The following is a 20897-nucleotide window of genomic DNA, read 5'->3' as shown; positions in this document are numbered from 1 at the left end:
ATAGCTATTAATCCAAAGCTGCTTTCCCAAATTTTAGCCTGAGTACGAATTAGAAACAACCTGTCAATGTTTAGTAAATTTTCCATGAATTATAGAATTCAGACACTTTTTCTTCCTTAATCTACAACCCGCGAGGCATCGACGACCGCCCAGAATGCCGGTTTTGCCTGCAGCTGCTGGTCAAATAGAAGCGGTGCATCCGTGCGTTTCACCGGAAAAGAACTCAACCAGGTATGATCATCCGCAATCCCCCAAAAGACAACACCGCCAATCATGCTTCTATTCGCCTTAAGCGCCTCGAACAGTTCCTGATAGCGCTCCGCTTGCTTTTGCAGCAGATCCTCCGGTATATCTGAGCCTAAATCGCGATGATCGTTCCAGGCGTAGATGCTCATATCCAGCTCTGTCACCAGATTATCCAGCCCAAGCCCGCTAAACATCTGCATGGATTCGATAATCGAATCGATGGAGGGGGAATGGATGCTTATATGCGTTTGATGGCCGATCCCGTCAATTGGAACCCCTTTATCTAACATCTCCTGCACCAGCTCATAGATTCGATCGCGTTTTGCAGGATGATCCGTCCCGTAATCGTTGAGGTATAGTTTAATGTCCGGGCCGCCCGCATCCCGCGCAGCACGAAAAGCCGTTTCAATATAGTCGGTTCCTGTGATTTTGTACCAATCACTGGCCCGCATGCCATCTGGGTCCCCAGGTTCGACGACTTCATTTACCACATCCCAGGATTTTATTTTGTTTTTATAGCGTCCAACAATCGCTCGGACATGCTGATCGAGACGCTGCAGAAGCAGCTTCTTGTTCGCTGCACGCTTCTTTGGATCTGTTTCGTCGACCATCGATTTGCCTTCCGCATCCTTAAAGAACCAATCTCCAATCTGGGTATGCCATACCAGCGTATGAAAGCGCACCTCCATGCCGTTCTCCTCCGCAAATTCGACAAGTCGGTCCGTATTGTCCCAGTTGAAGCGTTCCTCGGCAGGATGAATCGCGTCCGGCTTCATGGCGTTTTCCGCAACCAGCCAATTCAGATGCTTTTTGAGCATTTCCGCCTTTACCCCCACCGTCTGAAACGGCTCAATGGCGGCTCCAATCGGAAAATCATCCGAATACGCCTCCGACAGAGACGGGATATTCATTTCAACGGAACGCTCCAGAGGCTGTTCCGCTTTCGCGTTTTCTGCTCTTCCAGTCTCATCGTTAGTAGCCCCCTGATTGATCAGCCTGGTGTCTCGCGCACGATCCGCCTGCTGATGAATCGATTCCGATCGATTCATCAAAAGTAACATAGCGATAAGCAGGATCAGTACGGCTATTGCGCCAAAAATCATATATGTTCGTTTATCCTTTGCCTGAAACATAGATAGGACCGCCTTTCCAGCCAGCTTAAATTTATCGCCGAAAAATCGAAGACCGCCTTGCGAAAGCCGGCAACGTAACCAGTTCTGCAAGGCGGAGTAATGTGCTGCGTTCGCGATGGAGCTATCCGACAATTCCGGTGCGTTCGATACTTTCGACGAAATACCGCTGTACGAATAAATAGAGAATGGTCAGCGGCAAAATAGCGAGCAAAATTCCGGTATCCTGCACCATGCTCATATAGAATGGATCCTTGTTCGTCGTAATTCCGCCTTCGAGCATGATCGATAAGTTATATGGCAGAGATGATAGCTGGGTAGACATCACTTTGCTGGACGTCAAATAAGTTGTCGTAAAGAAGCTGTCATTCCATTGCCATACGAAAGAGAACAGCAGAACGGTAACGATGGCGGGTACAGCGTTCGGGAGCATAATCCGCGAAAACGTCGAGCCAATTCCCGCTCCATCTATATACGCCGCTTCCTCGACCTCTTTAGGGATACCTCTAAAAAATTGCCTGAAAATAAATATATACAGCCCTGCTTTCAGGGAGTTCGCTGTAAGGGAGGTTAAAATAAACGGCCAATAAGAATCGAGCAAATTTACCGTTTTCCCGGTTATAAGCGGGATGAACCCCATCAGGCTAAATTCCTTCAAATTCATATATATCGGAATAATAATCGTTGTAGGCGGAACAAGGATGGTCAGAATAACACCTGCAAACAGGAATTTGCTGCCTTTGAATTTAAGCCGTGCGAAGGCATAGCCGGCAAGCGCGCAGGAAATAGCGGTCAGTACCGTTGTCGCTCCAGACAGCGCAAAGGTATTCAGCAATGTTTTCCAGTAATCCATAATGGTAATAGCCTGCTTAAAATTATCTAGCGAGAAATGCTGCGGAATAAAGACAACGATCGGTGAATAAAGATCTGCTTTATCTTTAATCGCCGTCGACAGCTTCTGTATGATCGGATAAAGTATGACGAACGACAGTCCGGCAATCAGTACGAATCTTACTAATGACCATAGCCATCGCTGCCAATTTTCCAAGGATAACAAACGTCTCATTATCATAATGCTCCCCTCCTTCTATTCCTGGTAGAAGATCCGTTTAGAAATAAAGTACGTACTGACCAGCAGTACAATCATGATCGCCAGGAAATAAATCCACGCCATCGCTGAGCTAAGCCCGAAATTAAAATTCGTGAAGCCCGTCTCCTTAATTAAGGCGGTCATCTCATTGCTGGAGAAAGAATCTATAATCGTGTAAATTACGTTGACTAGAATTAACGGACTGACCATCGGAAACGTAATTTTCCAAAATGTTTCATAACCCGTCGCCCCTTCAATTTTGGACGCTTCGTACAGTTGCGGAGAAATCGTCTGAATACCTGCCAAAAAGATTAAAATTTGAACGCCAGATTGGCTTACGATTTGGTGGATCCGATCGACTGCCCCGGTCAAATAACTGACGATCGTTTCATTTACTCCCGATCGCAGCATCATCCGTGCCAGTTCGTCTGAGCCTAGCGCATTTATGAAGCTGCCTGAACTGGCATTCTGTTCATTGAGCATTTGAATCAGACTGGAAATCTCCAGGTTCGCAATAACGCCGGAGGCCAATATGACAGGCAAAAAGAAAATCGATCTGGCAGCAGCTCTGCCAAAAAACTTTTGATTCAAAATTACCGAAAGAAACAAGCTGAAAATGACGATTAACGGAACATTGATGACCATATTTACGATAGATTCCACCAAGGTGCGGTTAAAATTCAGATTAACCGTCAAAGCTTCTACATAATTCGCAAGACCGGTAAACTCGATGCTCATCCCGCTTGCATTCGCCTTGATGGAGCTGAAGCTATACCTTAAGGAATATATCAATGGAATGAAAAAGAAAAAGAGAAATCCAAAAAGCCAAGGCGAAACATAGAGCATGCCCCATAAAGCTTTCTGCTGCGTATATGATAGCTGCTTCACACTAAATTTGCTGATTTTACTCAACCTGCTCACCGCCAATCATATAACTTTCGGCTTTGATCGTCTTGCCGTCAATCGTCACTTGCGTCCGGTTATAATTCACGATGACGAACGTACCATTCTCGTATACTGTCTTGAATACGCCTTCCGCAAGCTTTTCATGCCCAATGATCCGCTCGTTCTGAACGCCCCTCAAAACATGATTTACTGTGTAATAAATTTCGGCGGCCTGATCCATCCATAAGTCATAATTGACGGAATAAAGATTGTTGTGTTCTGTATCTTTCACTTTGTAATTCGGCTCATAAATCCATTCGAAATACACTCCAGCCCCATACTCCAAGCATTTAAGGAGGTATCGTTGAACATTCGTGTAGGTGGATAAATTATAAGGAGCGCCCGTGTAGTCGATATATCCGCGAATGACCATCTGATAGAAGGGGATTTCTTCATCTTCCAGCTTAAACTGACTGCTGAATAGAGGCGCATTCGTAATATCCGACACATAAGGAAGCGCGTAAGCATTGCCGCCGTCAGCCAAAATCTGCAAGGCTCCGTTACGAATGCCGCTCAGCGCCTGAACCGACAACTCTTCCGATTCAGTTCGATCGATCTGTCTATTTTTTCGAAAATCACTATTCAATTGGTCAGCCAGGTCACGCAAGGAAATTCCATCCGCCCCGTAGGATTGCAATTCCTCCAGCATCGTTGCTGAATACCGGTCGATCAGCCGCGGCGATACGGCATAAGATGGCGTTTTGTTCCTATCGCGCCGGTTTAACGCCATATCTAGCGGATAAAACCTTGCCGGGACACCCTGCAGCGTACGTGAGGCTTCATCTGCCTCATCAAACCCTTTGCCAGAATGCGCTGTTAGAAAGGCGACATCTGGATAAAAAGATATCCCCTGCTCCTTAGTAAACATGATAAAATCTCCGAATTCTTTACTGCCCCCGACGGCAGAGTCTACCTTCACGTGAGCGGGAACTTGATGATCCATCCCGCCATTAAACCAGCCGGTATATTTCAGCTTAATGTTGGCTATGTCACGTTCCTCCATATCCTGGATCAAGCTTCGTGCGTGTTCTAAAGTCGTAAGTGATTCGACTGTAGTATAGGGTATACCAGCAAAGTGCTTCCTCTTGGAAATTCCTCCGACCAATTGCAAGTAGAAAGGCATAGACGCTGGTGTGTTCTCCTTCCTCCGCTCGGGAAGTCCGCCGCTGCGCTCCAAATATTGCTGATAATAGCGGGCCATTCCTTGATATGAAGCTTCATTCCCATGTAGAAAAGCATAGCGAATCGTAAAGTCGCTCTGCATCGGCTTTTCTTGAAACTTAGGCAATGTCCGCTCCTGCCCGTTCGCTTGCAGCGTGACCTGTCCCTTGTTCAGCACGGTAAAGGTCGGATAAACGTAGTTGTAGCTGTTTAGTCTGCCGCTAACATCCGCATTGATCACTGCTTCCGCCGCACCTTCTTCAATAATGCCCAGAAACGCAGAGCCTTCCCGAATCATACCGAACACCGGCAGCCGGACCGTCTGCTCTTTTACGGCATTCTCAACGACCTCCATCGCCATATCTGCTCCATACACGGATTGCTGGTAGGGCGGGTACTTAATTTTCCCATTGTTATAATGAATGAGCGCTCCAGAACCGTCCGGCACAAAAATCGATCCTTCCTCCTTTGACCCTCCGGCACCAAAAAAGCTGATCACTGAAATATTACCGACAGGATAAGCCTTAGGATATTGGATACTCGATACTGGAACTTTAACTACAAGGCTGTCGGCATCCAGCATATACTCGATTGCTGCCCTGAAAATTCTTGCCACAGGCTTCTCCTGGGTAAATTGGAGCTCCTCCATATCCTGCTGCAGCTGCTCCTCGGTATAACCTGCATCCTCAAAGGCTTTAAAGGCCCGATCCAATTGGAGCCCATTCAAGGCGTTGTCATTTCGCACGTAAGCTGATTTTTCATCATCAAACGTATAAGCGATGGTCAAGGCACGCTGGCCCGTTTTGTCTAACTTGCTCGCTAACTCCTCAATGCGTGATTTACTTAACATTAGAGGCAGGTCCGCAGCGCTTTTTTGGGCCGTGCCGAATTGATAAGTCACCCTGAGACCGTTTGGAATAGCCTCAATATTCATCTGCCTGTGGGCAACACTATCCGAGAATGTATTGATGGAATTCAGCTGTCCAAAGCTATTATAATAATCGAGCTTCAATTGGGCTGACAGCAAATCTTTGTTAACCCCCGCAGCTATGGAATCTGCTTCGCGATCAGGTGGGTTGCTGTACCAGATATCCCCGGTTGGCTTATGAAGTACGGCTATCTCACCCGAAGCCTCATCGATGAACAAGCGAAGCAGCTCATTCTCGGCCACCCCTTTCATCCCGGTAAGGCGAAAATCCATGAAGGAGGCATTCAGAGCCTTGCCTTCTGCAAAGGCTGTTTCTAACTGAACGCCCTCATCCTCTTGACCAACTGAATTATAACCAGAACAACCAGAAATCAAGAGTAGCGCGGCGAGCTTCAACAACAGCAATTGTTTAAACCTGGCAGTTCGCATCTTCGGTCCTCCTTCCTTAGTTCCTCATGACGATTTCTTGATAAATAACGGAGATAAAAGAAACGATCTGTTGGATCAGGCTAAAGAATAATAAGCATAAGAAGGCCATGAATCCCATTGCCACAAGGCTTAATAGTATCGTTCCGATCGTCTTCGAAGGGGTAAACTGATGGACTGTCATATTTCCTACAAATAACAAGTACAGGGACCAGAGGATCGCGAAGCTGCTCGAATAATAATAAAAAGTCGTCTCTTGCATAGAAATGACGTTGCTTAACCAGATCCACGGAAAGTTAATGATCACCATCGGAAATAACGCAAAGCAGGTTGATGTGAATATCTCTACAAACTTTCCTTCTCCGTCCATTAACGTCGTTAGCGACCAATTGGCAACCGACCAGAACAGAACAGGAACAATGACATACAATATTTCCATTAAACTGTTGAACTCATTTGGATTGTAAAAATTAACGAGAAATCCGCTATATTGACTGCTCAGAACTTTAGTAACAACCATCAGACCTAATATGACAAGGGAAAGCTTCAGATTCGTCTTCCTGCTGTGTTCATATTTTAAGTCCCAATAACCGTTATAGGGATGCATGATGAGATAAAACGGATATTTAAGCAGTTCACGATTCAATCGATATCCCCCTCTTTCTCCTCACTCTCTTCCGATATTTTTTAAATAGAAGGGCACAGGCCATCAGCACAATTATTACGGTCATCATCGTATCGAAATGCTCTCTAAACAACTGCTTGCGATACAGCAAGAACGCCTTCGAATAATTTTCATGGTCCATGCTTTGTTTGAAATACTGCATCGACTGTTTGTAGTCCCCCTGTCTAAGCAGCGCTTTTCCGATCCCGGAATAAGCAAACTCCAGATTGGCGTTCATATTAATCGCTTGGCTGTATAACTGAAAGGCTTGATCTTCCTCACCACGATAATAGCTTCTTATCGCTTCATTTAAGACCCGGCCATACTCGGTCGTTTGAAATGCCGTAATTTCGCCCGTCCCTTTATCGAGAACCAGGATATCATCTCCGATTCGGTCTATCGCAACAGGTGTATCAAACTCTCCTAACTGATTGCCCAAGCCTCCGAAGATGTAAATTAAATGTCCATCGCCGTTATAAGTAAATATCCGGCCTCGCTTCGAATCAAGCACAGAATAGATCTCGCTGTCTGTAACATCGATATCAACCAGCCTGGAGGGTCCGATATCGCGCGAATATCGAATGTCCCCCTGTGGACTGTAGTAGCCCGTTCTTCTTAAAATATCGCTACCCTGGGCATTTAGCTTCTTTATGTTGTCTCCCCAAGTGTCCCCGTTCGTAGCATAAATAAAGCCTTCCTCGTCGATATCCATATTGGTGAATTCTGTCGGGGTAAACATGATCATTTGGCTTCGCTGCGCCTTTGTTGACAACCTTTTCCAAATCAGCTCGATCGGATCAGCTTTAACGCGATTCGCACCAATAAAGGAGGTGAATGCGCCGTCCGTATTAAATTCCATCAAACCGTCGAATACGCCGAGTGACCTCGCATAAATTCGCTGCGCCTTATCCACGACAACCCGGACAGGCTGAAATTCAAAATTGGCTTGCAGCAGATCGGATTCTGGGGCATCGATCATTTTCACTAGTTGATTGTTCTGATCGATATGAACGATCCGTTTGTTACCCGTATCTGCGACCAGCACATGATTGGAATCCGTTACAAAAATCCCCTGGGGATTCAGAAATGTATCCTTGCGTCCATCCCGTTCAAACGAGTCAATGATCGAAAGCGGTTCGAAACGCTCATCTAGAACAACGATCCGATTGTTGCCAGTATCCAGTACATATATTTTCCGATCAGAAGCAACATGCAGGTCGCTTGGATGATCGAAAGCTCCCACGCCTAGACTAGCTCCATCGATCAAAGCTGTCGCTTCATAGGAGGCCGGGGATGCAACAGTATCTCCCCAAGAGGAATAATTATAGGACCCTGCAGCACCGTCCGCCTGGACAGGCCCCCCTCCCATACTAATGCCGAGCAGACAGCAAAGCGCCAAAAGGAAATGCTTCCTTCTAATTAGTTTGCTCTTCAACATCGTGCAAGGCCTCCTTCTACTCTTTCAGTCCTGATGTCGCCATCGTCTGCATAACGCTGCTTTGCGAGATAATAAAAAGTGCAATCGGAACGACCATCAAAAGGAGTGCGACTGCTGCTCCAACGCCAGCACGGGCAATCCCGCCAGCTGTGATTTGACCTAAGGCATAGTGGAGCGTTTTCAGCTTTTCGCTGTAAATAAAGTTGCCTCCATCGGTTCCCCACAACGCGGGGAACTGTAATATCATGAGCGTTAACCAGGCCGGCTTCACGTTAGGCATAACAATATTCCAAAAAATCCGATATTCATTCGCTCCATCAATTTTGGCTGCTTCAAGCAAAGCATTCGGAATCTGCTCCATAAATTGCTTCATCAGAAATAACCCTAACGAGAAAGCAAGCGACGGTACGATAATGGATGCGTGGGTATTGATCCAGCCGAGCCATGACATCACCATATAGTTTGGAATGGCGGTGACATGACCTGAAAACATGAGCGACAGCACCACAATAGAGAAGAGGGCCTTCGATCCGGGAAATTGATATTTGGCCAGCGGGTAAGCCGCTGCTGAAGCTAACAGAATATGTCCCGCAGTGCCAATTACGGTTATTAACAAGGTGTTCCCAATGTACCGGGAGAGAGGGACCCAAGAGTTGCCCATTAAAGCGACAAGATCATAAAAATTGTCCATTGTCGGATTGTTCACGAAAAACCGTGGAGGGAAAATAAACAGTTCATCTAACGGCTTGAATGCATTGTTCACGGCATAGAGTAAGGGCAAGGCCATAAAGGCTCCAAATAAGGCAAGGAGCAAAAACAGCAAAAAGCTGACGGAAAAGGAACGATTTAACTTATGAGGCACGCGGAGCACGGCTATTTTTTTTATGACCATCCGTTACTCACCTACCTTTCTCAACAATTTTTGCGTCAGTTTATTCGTCCCGATCATGATTCCAAAGAGAATCGTTGCAATCGCCGATGCGTAACCCATCTCAAAACGGATTGTGCCATAATCCATCAGATGCGTTACAATGGTATGCGCCGCATAATTGACGCTCGGGAACCCCGCAAGAGCGATTGAAATATCAGCAACCGCCAGTGCCCCCGTAATTTGAATTACAGCCCCGAACATCAATTGAGGTCTCATCGAAGGTAATATAATAAACCACAGCTCCTGCCAACGGTTTTTGATCCCGTCCACCGCTCCAGCTTCAATCATAGATTTGTCAACGTTTTGCAAACCGGCGATAAAAGCCAGAAAGCTAGTGCCCAGACTGAGCCAGAGCTGCACGATGATAACGATGGCAAGAATATATTTTTCATCCGTCAGCCATTGAATCGGCTCCAGCATAAACCCGAATTTAATTAAGAAGCCGTTCAAATAACCATATCTGTCTCCAGAGAAGACAATCAGCCAAATAAAGAATACATTGCCTGATAACGAAGGCGCATAAAAAATTAAGGTCATTAACGCCCTGACTTTCGGGGACAATTCATTGATAATCCATGCAAAAATAAAACAAGCAATATAACTGACGGGGCCTGTAATGACCGCAAACATAAACGTATTTTGTAGCGCCATCATAAATATGTCATCATTCAAAAACAACCTTGCATAATTTTGCCATCCGACAAATCGCGGAAATTCAAGCATATTGAAATAAAAGAAGCTCAGCGCCATCGAAAAAACGACCGGAATGACTGTAAAGGTAAAAAATATTAGCATATACGGGCTCATTAATATGTAGTAGTGTTTGTTCTTAGTCACTTCTCTACGTAAAGTAGCCCATCTCGATTTTTTTTCCGGACGAATGAGGTTCGGCATAGCTTGACGGGTTGTCTCGGCTTGCAATGGATTCCCCCCTAGTTCGGCAAATTGAATTCTTTGCGTTTGATATCAATTTCGTCGTTAATGTACAAGATGTAATCTGATAAAGCCTCGCGAGGATTTTGATTTGCGTTTACAACTTTCCGGAAGGCATTGTCCAAATGTCTGCCGGTAAAGTAGCCTCCCGGCACCTGAGGAATCCCTTTTACCCATCGCCACTGGCTCTCCAAATTGTTGAAATCTTTTACTGGCCATGGCAATTCTTCAAGTGCTTCGATATTTGCTGTCGGGTATCGCGCCGCCTCGCCCATTATGCCTTCCATCTCGCGTCCGTAGGAAATCTGCGTTTCCTTGCCGATCCACCATTTCATAAATTCCCATACCGCTTCTTTGTCCTCGGCATTCTCAAGCATCATAACGCCTGTCGTATGGCTGGCAACTTCATGATTGATTGTACCGTCATCTTTCCTTGTTCCAGGCACGATAGTAAAGTCCCACAACCCTTTTATTTCGGGGGCCAATACCGTAAGCATGTTATACGTCGTATAATCTGCAATGCCGATTGGCATCTCACCCGTACGGAAACGGTTCGGAAAATCTGCCTGAAGGGGAAATTTATAGCTGGTATAAAATTGCGTCCATTTCTTAAAAGCATCCATAGCGATTTCGGAATCCAGCGCGCTCTTGTTGTCGCCAGCGCGATAAAATTTGCCTTCATTTTGAAAAAGTAGCATGGAAAATGTTGCGTTCGGTACTAAACTGGCATTGGCCGCCTCAATCGGCAAATAAAATTCCATATTGTGCTTCTGCAAGACAGAGATCATGTTATAAATATCCTGCCAGGTCTGTGGCGGCTCCAAGTTCAATTGCTCGAGAACGTCTTTACGGTAAAACAGCATTGGAAACGATTGCTGCTCCGGCAGCGCATAGGTTCCCCCCTTATATCTGTAAGGTACGAGTCCGCTCTCATGAAACCGTGAAGCAATGGCATCAAAATCGTCAAAAACTGACAAATCTGCCGCAGCGCCCCTCATGGCATAATTGACAGGCACATCTTCGCCGATTTGCATCGCTGCGTCTGGTCCCTCTCCAGCGAGCGTAGCCGGCAATAGTATGTTGCCTGGTACAAGCTTTAGCTCTACTGAAATGTTGGTTTCTGGCGTAAAGGATTCATCGATCAAGCTTTTCAATACTTGCGCTTGGTCTCGCCCTGTAGTTACCCAGACCGTTATCGATCGGTTTCCCCCCTGATTCGTGCTGCCGATGCTGTCATAATCCTCCGTATAAGAGGCTATAAAAGCGCCAAGCTCGTGCTTGATCTTGTCAAAAAACGTTGCCTTAGCTTTCGGAAGCTGGCTATCGGGAGAAGAGACAACCAGATAATCAAGCGCAAGCGGCTGCTCTCGAACTGTAAGGATCCACGTTCCAAGACCGCCGACATTTATTTTAAATGCATTCAAACGCCTAGAGACTGTCTCTGGCTTTTCTGCCATCTCTTCCAATTGATCGACCATCGTATGAAGCGGGGCTACCTTATCACTTTTTTCTCCAGTGGATTGTTCCAGATAATGAGCCACGTTCCGAATGATCCCCGCCTGCTCCTGCAGCGTCTCGATCATATCCGGAATCCGCTTCTCAAGCTGATAATCACGGTACGGATCTGGTGTGTTCGACGTTATCATCAGTATTTTCCGGTACAGTTCGTTCAACTGCAGTACACTTGATTCGATTGTCCGGATTAATGGAGCATATTCACCGAGAGAAACCATCATTCGGATGCGATGTTTCCCTTTCGTTAAATGAAATAAGTAGGGCTCATCCGCTTCTCCGAGCACATCCATTTTCCAGTCCATACTGAAATCAAACTTCATTCGCCTGGTTTCCGCAAAAGGGTGCTTTCCGTCAATCATTAAGCTTCGCGTAGCATAAAGACCTCGGAGTTGATCCTGCTTTTGCTTTAAGGCAATCTGATACAAACCATCCTCTTCCACCTCAAATTCCCATTCAATCCACTGTCCTGGCAGCTTCCAATTGATTCCTCCGATCGTATTGATTCTAATTTTTGAAACATCGTATGGAATTACGGTCGGACTAGAACGATCTGATACCGGATATAAGGTGGGCGAGGATTTATAAATCGCATCCTCTGCTTGAATAACGATGTATTGATTCTGGACAGGACGAATCCCGCTTGCTTCATATTCGTTTTTCAAGTCCTGATAGTTGTTTAGAGCCTGATCTTGATATAACTCAATGTAATCTATGGCCATGGGTTCCCGAAGGGCCGTCAAAGAAAGGATATGATCTCCGCGCTCGAAATAAAAAGAATAGGGCTCATCATAGTACCCGTTTCGGTCTGATATTGCTTTGGTTTGCCATACCAGCTTCTCTACTTGTCTCGGCCGCAAATCATTTCCCCGGTCATCTCGCTCAATTTCTGCATAGCGATTTCCCCAGACCCGATCAAACAAAATAATTTCTGCTTCCTTGAAAGGAACTTCGTAGTTAATCGCTAGCTTCCTCTCAATCGCAGAGCTTTTCCCTTTAATAGGCAAATAATGAATGCGGATATGATAGAGGCCAGCCTCTTTAATTTGAACCTTCCAGTCCATCGTGCCTGTCTCCGGTGTCATTACCGCTGTTCCGTCCAGCCCGTCCAGCTCACTCACTATTTCAAAGCCTTCTCCGGTTGCTGCAAAATAATCCTCTCCCTGTATCCGAATCGCTTCAGCAGGGCGCACTGCGTTCGAATGCTTCTCTAAGTAAGCATCGTAGCTGTCTTCTCCGGACGATTCCGCAATGGCAACGAAATCAGGCATCGCCTTAACACGCCTGGAATCGGATCGATCGGAAGGGTAGAAAGCCCATATGGACGAGAAAAATAAAACAAGAACAATGAGGACAATGGCGTATTTCTTCTTCCCAAAGCTCAACGGTTCTCCCTCCTATTGTGAGTTATAAATAGAGTACAGCCCCGAATATAAAAAATTTAAAATGGGGCTGTATCAAGGCGATCCCGCTATTTCGAGCCGTAAACCTCATCAATGGCGGCCTGGAACGTCGCTTTATATTTCTCAACGACAGTGGAGACAGAAACGCCGTTGTTGATCTCCCCTACAAAATCATAAAATTTCAAATTCGGGAAGGTATGATGGTCAAGCACGATCATTCCTGCTCCTACCATCTTGGCATTGTTAATATCGTCTTCATTAGTAAATAAAGTTTCAAACGAGCTTTGGTCGGGATAATCGTATACAGATTCGATGTCATTAATCTTCTCCCAGATATATAGCAACTGCTCTGGATTCGGAACAGATTTGGGAATGGTTAGCGATTGAAACAGCGCCTCGGCTGAATGATATTCGTCAGCGCTAGGTCCTTTTGGGAATGGAACAAACCCGAATTCATAATCCGGCATATCCGTTTTGATTCCATTAAGCTCATGTAACGCCCCCGCATACATCAAAGTGTTGCCTTGCCGGAAAAACTGGCCCGGTTCTCTCCAATCTCCCCCCTCCGTTGGTCTAGCCAATTGTTCAGTCGCCAACTTGGACATAAAGTTTAATGCTTCAAGCGTTGCCGGGTCATCCAGATTATGCTTATTTCCTTTGGTAAGCTCCGTATTGTTAGAGTACAGCGCCTGGTCAATAAGCGATGAATTCGCCAAGCCCCACATATCCAATTTGCCATCGTTATTTGTATCTTTGTTAGCTTCCTTGATAACTTTAATAAATGTATCCCAATTCCAGTTGTCTTCATTCACATATTCTTGAAGCGGTTTAATCCCCATCTTGCTCATAAGTGTACGGTTATAGAAAATCCCCTGTACCAAATTCGCTTTATTTTCCGTAAAGCCGTAGCCTCTTCCTTCATACTGCATATATTCATTCGTCACCTTTTGATTGAAAACGTTGTCATTTTTCGTGTACTCATCTACCGGCCATAACAAATCCTGCTTCACTAGCGCCGGAATGGTATAGGCTTTGCCCAATCTGACAATATCTCCAATCGGTTCGCCGGCAAGCAAGGATGCGGTCACTTTTTGTTGATATTCGCCGTAATCAATCGCCACGTATTCAACCTTGAAATTGTGCTTTTTCATTAGCTCTTCCAGGTTTTTTTTACGCTGAATGTTGTCCGGGTTGTCCTCAGGGATCGTCATGTCCCACCACGATACAATTTTGATTGTTTTTCCATTCAAATCGAACTCCATTTCAGGCGTACTATTCGTTTCCTTGAGGCTATTTTCGGCAGCATCTTTCGTCTCGTTAGCCGTACTATTGTTCGTACCGTTATGGGTCGCATCATTAGTACCGCTTTGCTTTGATCCATTGCTGCAGGCCGCCAGCACCATAACTAGCGCACATAATAAAATCATCACTTTGCGATTTCGCATATCCAATCCCCCTTGTCGAATTTACTACACCGAAAGTGTAGCGCTTTCATATCAGGATCAACAACCTGTCACAACTTAGTTGTTCACCCGTCAAAGTATAGATCGCATTTTCTCCGCTCGATGATTTACATCAACAAGTAAAAAGCTGCTAGCAATATAAAAAAAAGCACGTTGTATTGAGCCTGGCCAATTCACATAATGAAAGCGTAATCATTTTTTCGAAGCTCAATATTCGGGATCTGTGAATGCAAGGGGAGGGAGCCAATATGTATAAAGTGCTGATTATTGATTCGAATCAACGATGGAGGGATAAGCTGCACGCCATGATAGAGTGGAGCCAAATTGGATTTTCATTGGAAAGCTCTATCGTGAATACGGAGGAAGCTGGCGCTATTTTCCGCATGCAACAATTCTCACTCGTAATAATAAGCATGAATGAACATACGAACGGATTGAACCTTTGTGATCAAATTCGTAGACATAGCCGCATACCGATTATACTTATCGGCGGCAGCAATGATTTTCAACTGGCCCGGAGGGCACTTGGCTATCATGTAAGCGACTACTTGCCTGATCCTGTGGCACCTGATGAATTAATAACGAGTTTACAAACTATCAGACGGGAGCTTGATCAGGCGTCTGGCAAAGGCCAATCGCTGCTCTACCCGATTTCCGATGAAAAGCCTCAAGCAGTTGATAACATTATCGATAAGGTGAAAGAGTATGTAGAAGATGCGCTCCATCAAAATATTACGTTAAAAGAAATATCGAACGTTCTGCATTATAACTGCTCGTACTTAGGGCAGAAATTTAAAGATCATGAAAAAATGACCTTTAATGAGTACTTACTGCAGCAGCGAATGGAAAAAGCAAAAACTCTTTTAGAAAATACGGATATGAAAGTTTATGAAATCGCCAACAAAGTCGGCTATTCGGAAATGGACTGGTTCTATAAAAAATTCAAGTCATATACCGGTAGAAGCGCGAATCAATATCGGAAAGCGACAACGAAGCTTTATTTGCTGAACTGCCAATAACCGGATTGATAAAATACAAACTATGAATGCCTTCAGCGCTCGATACCGATGCCGTAAATGAAACAGCCTAATGTAAAAAAAACGGCAGCAAAAGACTTGATCCGAGTCTTCTGTCTGCCGTTGCCGTTGTTCTCCATGTGCTATTTTTCCAGAAGAGCCTCCCTGTATTCTTGTGGGGTCAGGCCCGTCATTTTCTTAAAAAAGCGGGTAAAGGAATGAGATGCCTCATACCCGACCGATGCCGCCACCTCACGCACTTTCAAATCACCGCCGATCAGCAGTTCCTTTGCTTTTCTTATCCGGCATTTGTCAATATACTCGGATAAATTGATGCCGCATTCCTGCTTAAAGAAGCGGGATAAATACGACGGATTGAAATAATGCACTTCGGCCAACCGAACGAGAGACAAATCTTCGCTAATATGCTCTTCAATAAATTGACAGATGCGCGAAATGACTTGGGTTGTACGGTCCCGTTCATCTAATTGTTTATAACGAAATACCGATTCGGCTATTTGGAGCAAATATCTGAATCCTTCTCTTATTGTAGAGTGGTCATCCAATCGCATGAGCTTGCTATAATCGTCAACTTGTCCATGGATTCCAGTGCGGTTTATATAGGAAAGCAAAACAAGCCCAATGGAATAATACGCTTCGATCGATCTTTGGACGCTCCCTTTGTCATACATTACGGAATCGGATATTTCTCCAAGTTCGGCAAAAAACTCTGCGGCTCTTCCTGCTTCCAAGTGAGACTCGAGCATTGCGGCTTTATGAGCCATCATGCCCCCTTCTTTGTCGGTCGACAAATCAAGCATTTCAGTATGATCCTTCAAAATCATCGAGATGCCGTCGCCAAATTTCAACTGTTGCAACTGGCGAAGCCTCTCATATTGCTGTGTCACGTGTCTCCACTCGCAGCTGGCACCACTGATCGTAAAAGCAATGGACAAGCCCAGCGAAGAGAGCATAGCTTCCTGGATAAGTTCAAGGGTACCCTCCACATAACGCAGCAATGGACTACCCGGCTTCTCCTTCGAGGCAAGAGAGGACGGCTGTATGAACCACAGCATATCTCCTTGCTTATCCACTATTCCGACGCTTCGCGTATGCTCGGACAAAAACGAATTCCAGATGAATCGTGCAGCAGCCGATGCTTCGCTTCTTTCGGTGTACGTCGTACCGGAGTTAAATGCAATACGGCCAAGTACAAGCAGGACTTTGTGTTTCGGTTCCAAATCGATGTGCAATTTTCCGAACTCCTTGCCTAGCAGCTCCGGTTCGTCGAACAAAATGCTGCCATCCTGCAGCAAATAACGGATATAGTCTCCTTGGGTCATCATTTTCAGTGCGGCATACTGCTCGTTAGACTGCTGCAATAAATCAAGCATTTTATTCCCCTGCTGAATTTCGCCAACCACTTCGCTTACTGTATCTGTTACCTTGTCATAACCTTCTGTCTTTAATATATAGCGAACATTCGGAATTTGAATCGCTTTATAAGCGTAATCAAATTCGCCGTAGCCCGTCAGGAATATAATTCTGCATCTTGGCCAATGCAGTCTGATATATTCTGATAATTCCAAACCGCCAATGCCAGGCATCCGGATATCGGTTAGAACGATATCGATTCGCGTTCGGGATAACCAGTCGAGTGCTTCCTTGCCAGAGTAAGCTTTACAAATGTCGAGCTGATTTGACATCAACTGGTGAAACACCTCATATAGACTATCCGTAATAATCTCCTCGTCATCCACTATCAACAGTCTATACATTTCCCATCTGCTCCTTCAGTTGGATTCGAATAACGACTTTTAGACCGTTCCATTCGCTTCTTGACAGAAACACGCCGCTTCCTTCTCCATAAATAAGCACAATGCGGCGATGAATGTTCATCATGCCTGTCATCTCGACAGATTCCCCGACATTGTTCAATTGTTCCTTCAATGCCTCTAGTTCAGAATCTTCAAGGCGATCTCCGTTATCTTCTATCATAATTAGTGCTTCCCCGGAGTTTATCTCAAAAGTTATACGCAGCAGGCCCTCATCCATCATTTTCTCCAAACTATGTTCATAGGCATTTTCGATAATAGGCTGAATCACGAGCCTAGGTACTTGTATTCGTTCCATTTCCGTTGGCAACTCATCAAACTGCACTCGAATGCGTCTTGAAAACCGCAGTGTCTGTATGTCGGTATACATGCGCGAATGCCGGATTTCCTCAGACAAATATACATTGTCATTTCCATTACGAGTTATGAATCTAAAATATTCACCCAGCATATTCGTAAACTGTTCAATCCGTCCCGTATCTCTGGTCTTTGCCAACGAATGGAGTATAAAAAAGCTGTTGTATAAAAAGTGTGGATTAATCTGTGACTGCAACTGCTTCAATTCCGCTTTTTGCATCATCATCTTTTGCTTGTAATCCTGGTCGATAAAGTTTTGCAGCTTCGTAAGCATCAAATTAAAACGTTCATACAGATATCCAAACTCATCCTTTCGCCGATGTACAATATGGATGTTCAGCGTGCCTTCCTCCATTCTTCTAAAGCTCTGAACGAGAAACAGCACGGGTTTGTGAACAAGCTTATAGGTAGAATAAGAATATATAAAAATAGCTAACAATGACGTTGCTGCAAAAATCCAGACCCAAGCCTTGAACTTTGTGAGCGGCCGTTTGACCGCTGCTTCCGGCAAATAGGCGACTGCGGATAGTCCAAGCTGTTCGGAGCAGGCCTGGACAATTAAATACTTTCTGCTGCCGAAGAGTAACAACGTATTCGCTTCGGTATCATTCTGCCTGATGAAGTAACTTTTAATTAACTCGGCAAATTCATCACTGCCTAAAGAAAATCCACTTTGATCGGAATATAGAAATAAACCGCCTTCAGGATATATCCTCAGTTGCTCCAAGGAGGTTTTCAGCTTATTCGTGTCCACCTCGATCTGAACAATGTATAAAGGCTCGGCGCCCTTAATTCCTCCAAATTTAGGAGCACTTAAATACAGGTATTTGTCCTGTGTATACAATCGCTCTTTATTCTGCTCCATAGTAGACAACATTTCGTTATACTTGTCGGTCTCAAATTCATGAACCGCATTAACAGATGAAACTGACTTATCGAGATTTCGAATATGCACATAAATATCCTTTATATAGTTGCTGCTATTTTTAATAGAATTCAATCGAGTTAATAAATAATTCATGCTCGCTTTTCGCTCAACGCTATCCATCATCTCCCAGGTAACTACAAGCTTATTAAGCTCATTATCTTGTAAAATATCAAATTGCTGAATTTCCAGCCATTCAATCTCACGGTTTAAGTCAGCTAAATAGGACGTTAACTGAGCCTTTGTATTTCTGGATATTTCTTCGCTCGCATTTTTATAGCTCCAGTTATACAAATACAACCCTAGAAACAAAATGGGAACGATGATGACAAGATAAGTAATCACAAGTCGTACAAAAATGGAGTTCCCTATTTTAGCCGGCATATTAAGCAATGTACCGCCTCCGTTGCTGCTCTTTTCTAAATAATTCATTCCTGCTTGTTTTGTTTTGCAGCATACCACTCATTTACTTCGGCAGTTATCTTTTCCCCGCCTAGTTTATTCCAACCTTCCACAAAACGATCAAACTCGTTGATCGAACTGCCTAGTATAATATTGACATAGGTATCATGCATCAAATTAGTTAAAATCGTCTGCTTCTCGACCATCGTTGCCGTAGGAGCCCCAACAAACTTTTCATACATTAACTGATTGTTCGCTTCGTATCGTTCAAGTACCGCGAAAGCGCCCTCAGGACCATACGTCCGTTCCCATCCCCATCCTGATTCGCTATTGGCATTTCCTGATAAATAAATGTCGATTTTCTTTTGTATGCTTTTCGCTTCGTTCTTTAACTGAGTTGGATTGCCTGTCCGTCGGGCTTTATCGATTTGTTGAAAGGCCTCCTGGTTTTTCTTAATGGGATATGGCGTTACAGGGGAAATCTTCCATACGGGATACGGATTACTGTAATAGGTATCGTATTCCGCAGTTTCGCCCCAATTTTTCTCCAGGTGCAAATTAAACAGCTGCACGAGCGCTTCAGGATGCTTATAGTTTTTATTCACGGCTAAAAACTGGCTGGTGCTGAACCGGAGCGGAACCTTCGGGTTGGTTCCCGTAGCGGAAACAATCGGAAAGGCTTGCCACTGCGCTTCGGGATCGTTAGTACGGCTTGCTTGTACAGTAAATGATCCCCACTGCTCCCCGTACATCATGCCGACTTTACCGTCAGCAATCTGTTTGCCCACTTTTATCCCGTTTTTGAATCCGAATTCACTATCGATCTGTCCTTTTCGATACATCTCCTGAAGCGCTTTCAAAGCATTTTTTACTTCCGGCTGTATGCCTCCATACACGAGTTTGCCTGTATGATCCTCAAGCCAGAGATTCGGAAACGCATCGTATCCAGCCATAAATCCCGTTACTCCCATTACCGGATCCCATAAATGATTCGTCACCGCGAGCCCAAACGTATCCTTCTCGCCGTTCAAATCGGGGTCGCGTTCTGTAAACGCTTCCGAAATAAACAACAAATCATCCATCGTTTGCGGCGGCTGCAATTGAAGGCGATCCAGCCAATCGGTACGGATCCATAAATAAGTAGCTCCTTCAATCGATGAATTGGTCTCCGGTATTCCCATCAGCTTCCCATCCAACGTAGCTCTTTCAAAAGGACCTGTCCCTTCTTGACTCAACACCTTTTTCGTAAGCGGAGAGGCATATAGCTCGTATACCTCCGATAAATCCTGAATCAGGCCTGCATTGCTAAGCTGCCTCAACTGCTGCGCATCGACCCGGACTACATCTGGTATTTCGCCGGAGGCAAGTGCAGCGCCCAGCTTCTTGTAATACTGATCGCTTCCCGCTACCCAATCATATTTAATTTCAATTCCCAAAGCTTGTTTGTAAAGACGGCTCCACCTATTATCTTCCAAAGACTCCCCTGGCAATAGTTTGAATAAATCCTCCATATTTTCCGTATATTCCCTGACAAAAGTAAGCTCAATCGGCGGGTTGTATTTCCAGAACACGGAATAGGGGGCTGCGCTGGGGCTTGGGCTTTCTGCCTGTTCCAAGACCGTTTGAGCACTACGATTGTGCTGATCGCAAGCTGCCAACAAAGACAAGGCTGCTATCCCAACTATTACGATCTTTTTGCTAAACGGTAAAAGCATATACGATATAACCCCTTTCTCAAGAAAATAATATCGTCAGTGCACCAGTTATTATCAGTAATTCCTTCAAATAAAACAACGTCCATTTTTTTATTTCCTTACCCGAACTTTACTTCTTTTTGCTTTACGACTTTGGGATTATTTAGAGGAGGGAAAAATAAAGTTAGACGGAAAACACAGTGTTTTTCCGTCTAACTTTTTTACTCATACTTTGTCTGGTATGAGATAGTTAATTGCCGTCTGTTTAGCTTGGGTGGTTAAGGCAACTAGATATTTGCAATCCTAAATCATTTCTGTACAGTTAGGTAACAGAATTCCACGCACGTTGCCATCTCCGCGCCAATATCCTTCCCCAATTTTACAGAATGGTTTCAAAA

Annotated in this window: 14 protein-coding genes; 1 reads left to right on the top strand and 13 read right to left on the bottom strand. The window is 44.8% G+C overall.

Features of this window, described 5'->3' with window-relative positions:
• Positions 1-116: 116 nt before the first annotated feature.
• The 10 genes from G358_RS0109225 to G358_RS0109180 all read right to left on the bottom strand — a co-directional run bounded on the left by G358_RS0109225 (position 117) and on the right by G358_RS0109180 (position 14252).
• Positions 117-1379 carry an endo-1,4-beta-xylanase gene (locus tag G358_RS0109225; protein ID WP_019636928.1) on the bottom strand — a complete coding sequence of 421 codons (1263 nt, stop codon included), beginning with the start codon at positions 1377-1379 and terminating at the stop codon, positions 117-119.
• A 121-nt stretch (positions 1380-1500) separates the two neighbouring features.
• Positions 1501-2448 (bottom strand): carbohydrate ABC transporter permease, encoded by a 948-nt coding sequence (locus G358_RS0109220; RefSeq protein ID WP_019636927.1) that lies wholly within the window; start codon positions 2446-2448, stop codon positions 1501-1503.
• Between the two features lie 15 nt (positions 2449-2463).
• Positions 2464-3312 carry a carbohydrate ABC transporter permease gene (locus G358_RS0109215; protein ID WP_157274311.1) on the bottom strand — a complete coding sequence of 283 codons (849 nt, stop codon included), beginning with the start codon at positions 3310-3312 and terminating at the stop codon, positions 2464-2466.
• A 58-nt stretch (positions 3313-3370) separates the two neighbouring features.
• Positions 3371-5929, bottom strand: coding sequence for a DUF5696 domain-containing protein (locus tag G358_RS0109210; RefSeq protein WP_019636925.1), 2559 nt, complete (start codon positions 5927-5929; stop codon positions 3371-3373).
• Between the two features lie 16 nt (positions 5930-5945).
• Complete coding sequence (locus G358_RS0109205) at positions 5946-6533, bottom strand: Yip1 family protein (protein ID WP_084662735.1); 588 nt, start codon at positions 6531-6533, stop codon at positions 5946-5948.
• 28 nt (positions 6534-6561) lie between these two features.
• Positions 6562-8028: a hypothetical protein gene (locus tag G358_RS0109200; RefSeq protein WP_019636923.1), complete on the bottom strand. Its 1467-nt coding sequence runs from the start codon at positions 8026-8028 to the stop codon at positions 6562-6564.
• Positions 8029-8044: 16 nt separating this feature from the next.
• On the bottom strand, positions 8045-8920 hold the full coding sequence (locus G358_RS0109195; protein ID WP_019636922.1) for a carbohydrate ABC transporter permease: 876 nt from the start codon (positions 8918-8920) through the stop codon (positions 8045-8047).
• A gap of 3 nt (positions 8921-8923) precedes the next feature.
• The gene (locus tag G358_RS0109190) at positions 8924-9880 is read right to left on the bottom strand and encodes a carbohydrate ABC transporter permease (RefSeq protein WP_019636921.1); all 957 of its coding nucleotides are present in this window, start codon (positions 9878-9880) and stop codon (positions 8924-8926) included.
• 11 nt (positions 9881-9891) lie between these two features.
• On the bottom strand, positions 9892-12789 hold the full coding sequence (locus G358_RS0109185) for an extracellular solute-binding protein (RefSeq protein ID WP_019636920.1): 2898 nt from the start codon (positions 12787-12789) through the stop codon (positions 9892-9894).
• Positions 12790-12875: 86 nt separating this feature from the next.
• A complete protein-coding gene (locus G358_RS0109180; protein ID WP_019636919.1) occupies positions 12876-14252 on the bottom strand; it encodes an ABC transporter substrate-binding protein in 1377 nt (458 codons plus the stop codon).
• Between the two features lie 266 nt (positions 14253-14518).
• Here G358_RS0109180 and G358_RS0109175 point away from each other — a divergent pair, with 266 nt between their 5' ends.
• On the top strand, positions 14519-15289 hold the full coding sequence (locus G358_RS0109175; protein ID WP_019636918.1) for a helix-turn-helix transcriptional regulator: 771 nt from the start codon (positions 14519-14521) through the stop codon (positions 15287-15289).
• 140 nt (positions 15290-15429) lie between these two features.
• Here G358_RS0109175 and G358_RS0109165 read toward each other — a convergent pair whose 3' ends face one another.
• From G358_RS0109165 to G358_RS0109155, 3 genes are read right to left on the bottom strand one after another with little or no spacing between them, the layout of a single operon-like run.
• A complete protein-coding gene (locus G358_RS0109165) occupies positions 15430-17064 on the bottom strand; it encodes a response regulator transcription factor (protein WP_019636916.1) in 1635 nt (544 codons plus the stop codon).
• Positions 17057-18835 carry a sensor histidine kinase gene (locus tag G358_RS0109160; protein WP_019636915.1) on the bottom strand — a complete coding sequence of 593 codons (1779 nt, stop codon included), beginning with the start codon at positions 18833-18835 and terminating at the stop codon, positions 17057-17059. The genes G358_RS0109165 and G358_RS0109160 overlap by 8 nt, the downstream gene beginning before the upstream one ends.
• Positions 18832-20520 carry an extracellular solute-binding protein gene (locus G358_RS0109155; protein WP_019636914.1) on the bottom strand — a complete coding sequence of 563 codons (1689 nt, stop codon included), beginning with the start codon at positions 20518-20520 and terminating at the stop codon, positions 18832-18834. Before G358_RS0109155 ends, G358_RS0109160 begins: the two co-directional genes overlap by 4 nt.
• Between the last annotated feature and the right edge of the window lie 377 nt (positions 20521-20897).

The organism is Paenibacillus fonticola DSM 21315 (assembly GCF_000381905.1).
Taxonomy (GTDB): Bacteria; Bacillota; Bacilli; order Paenibacillales; family Paenibacillaceae; genus Fontibacillus; species Fontibacillus fonticola.
Note: the sequence above shows the minus strand (reverse complement) of the source record. Positions and strands in the feature narration are given on the sequence as shown.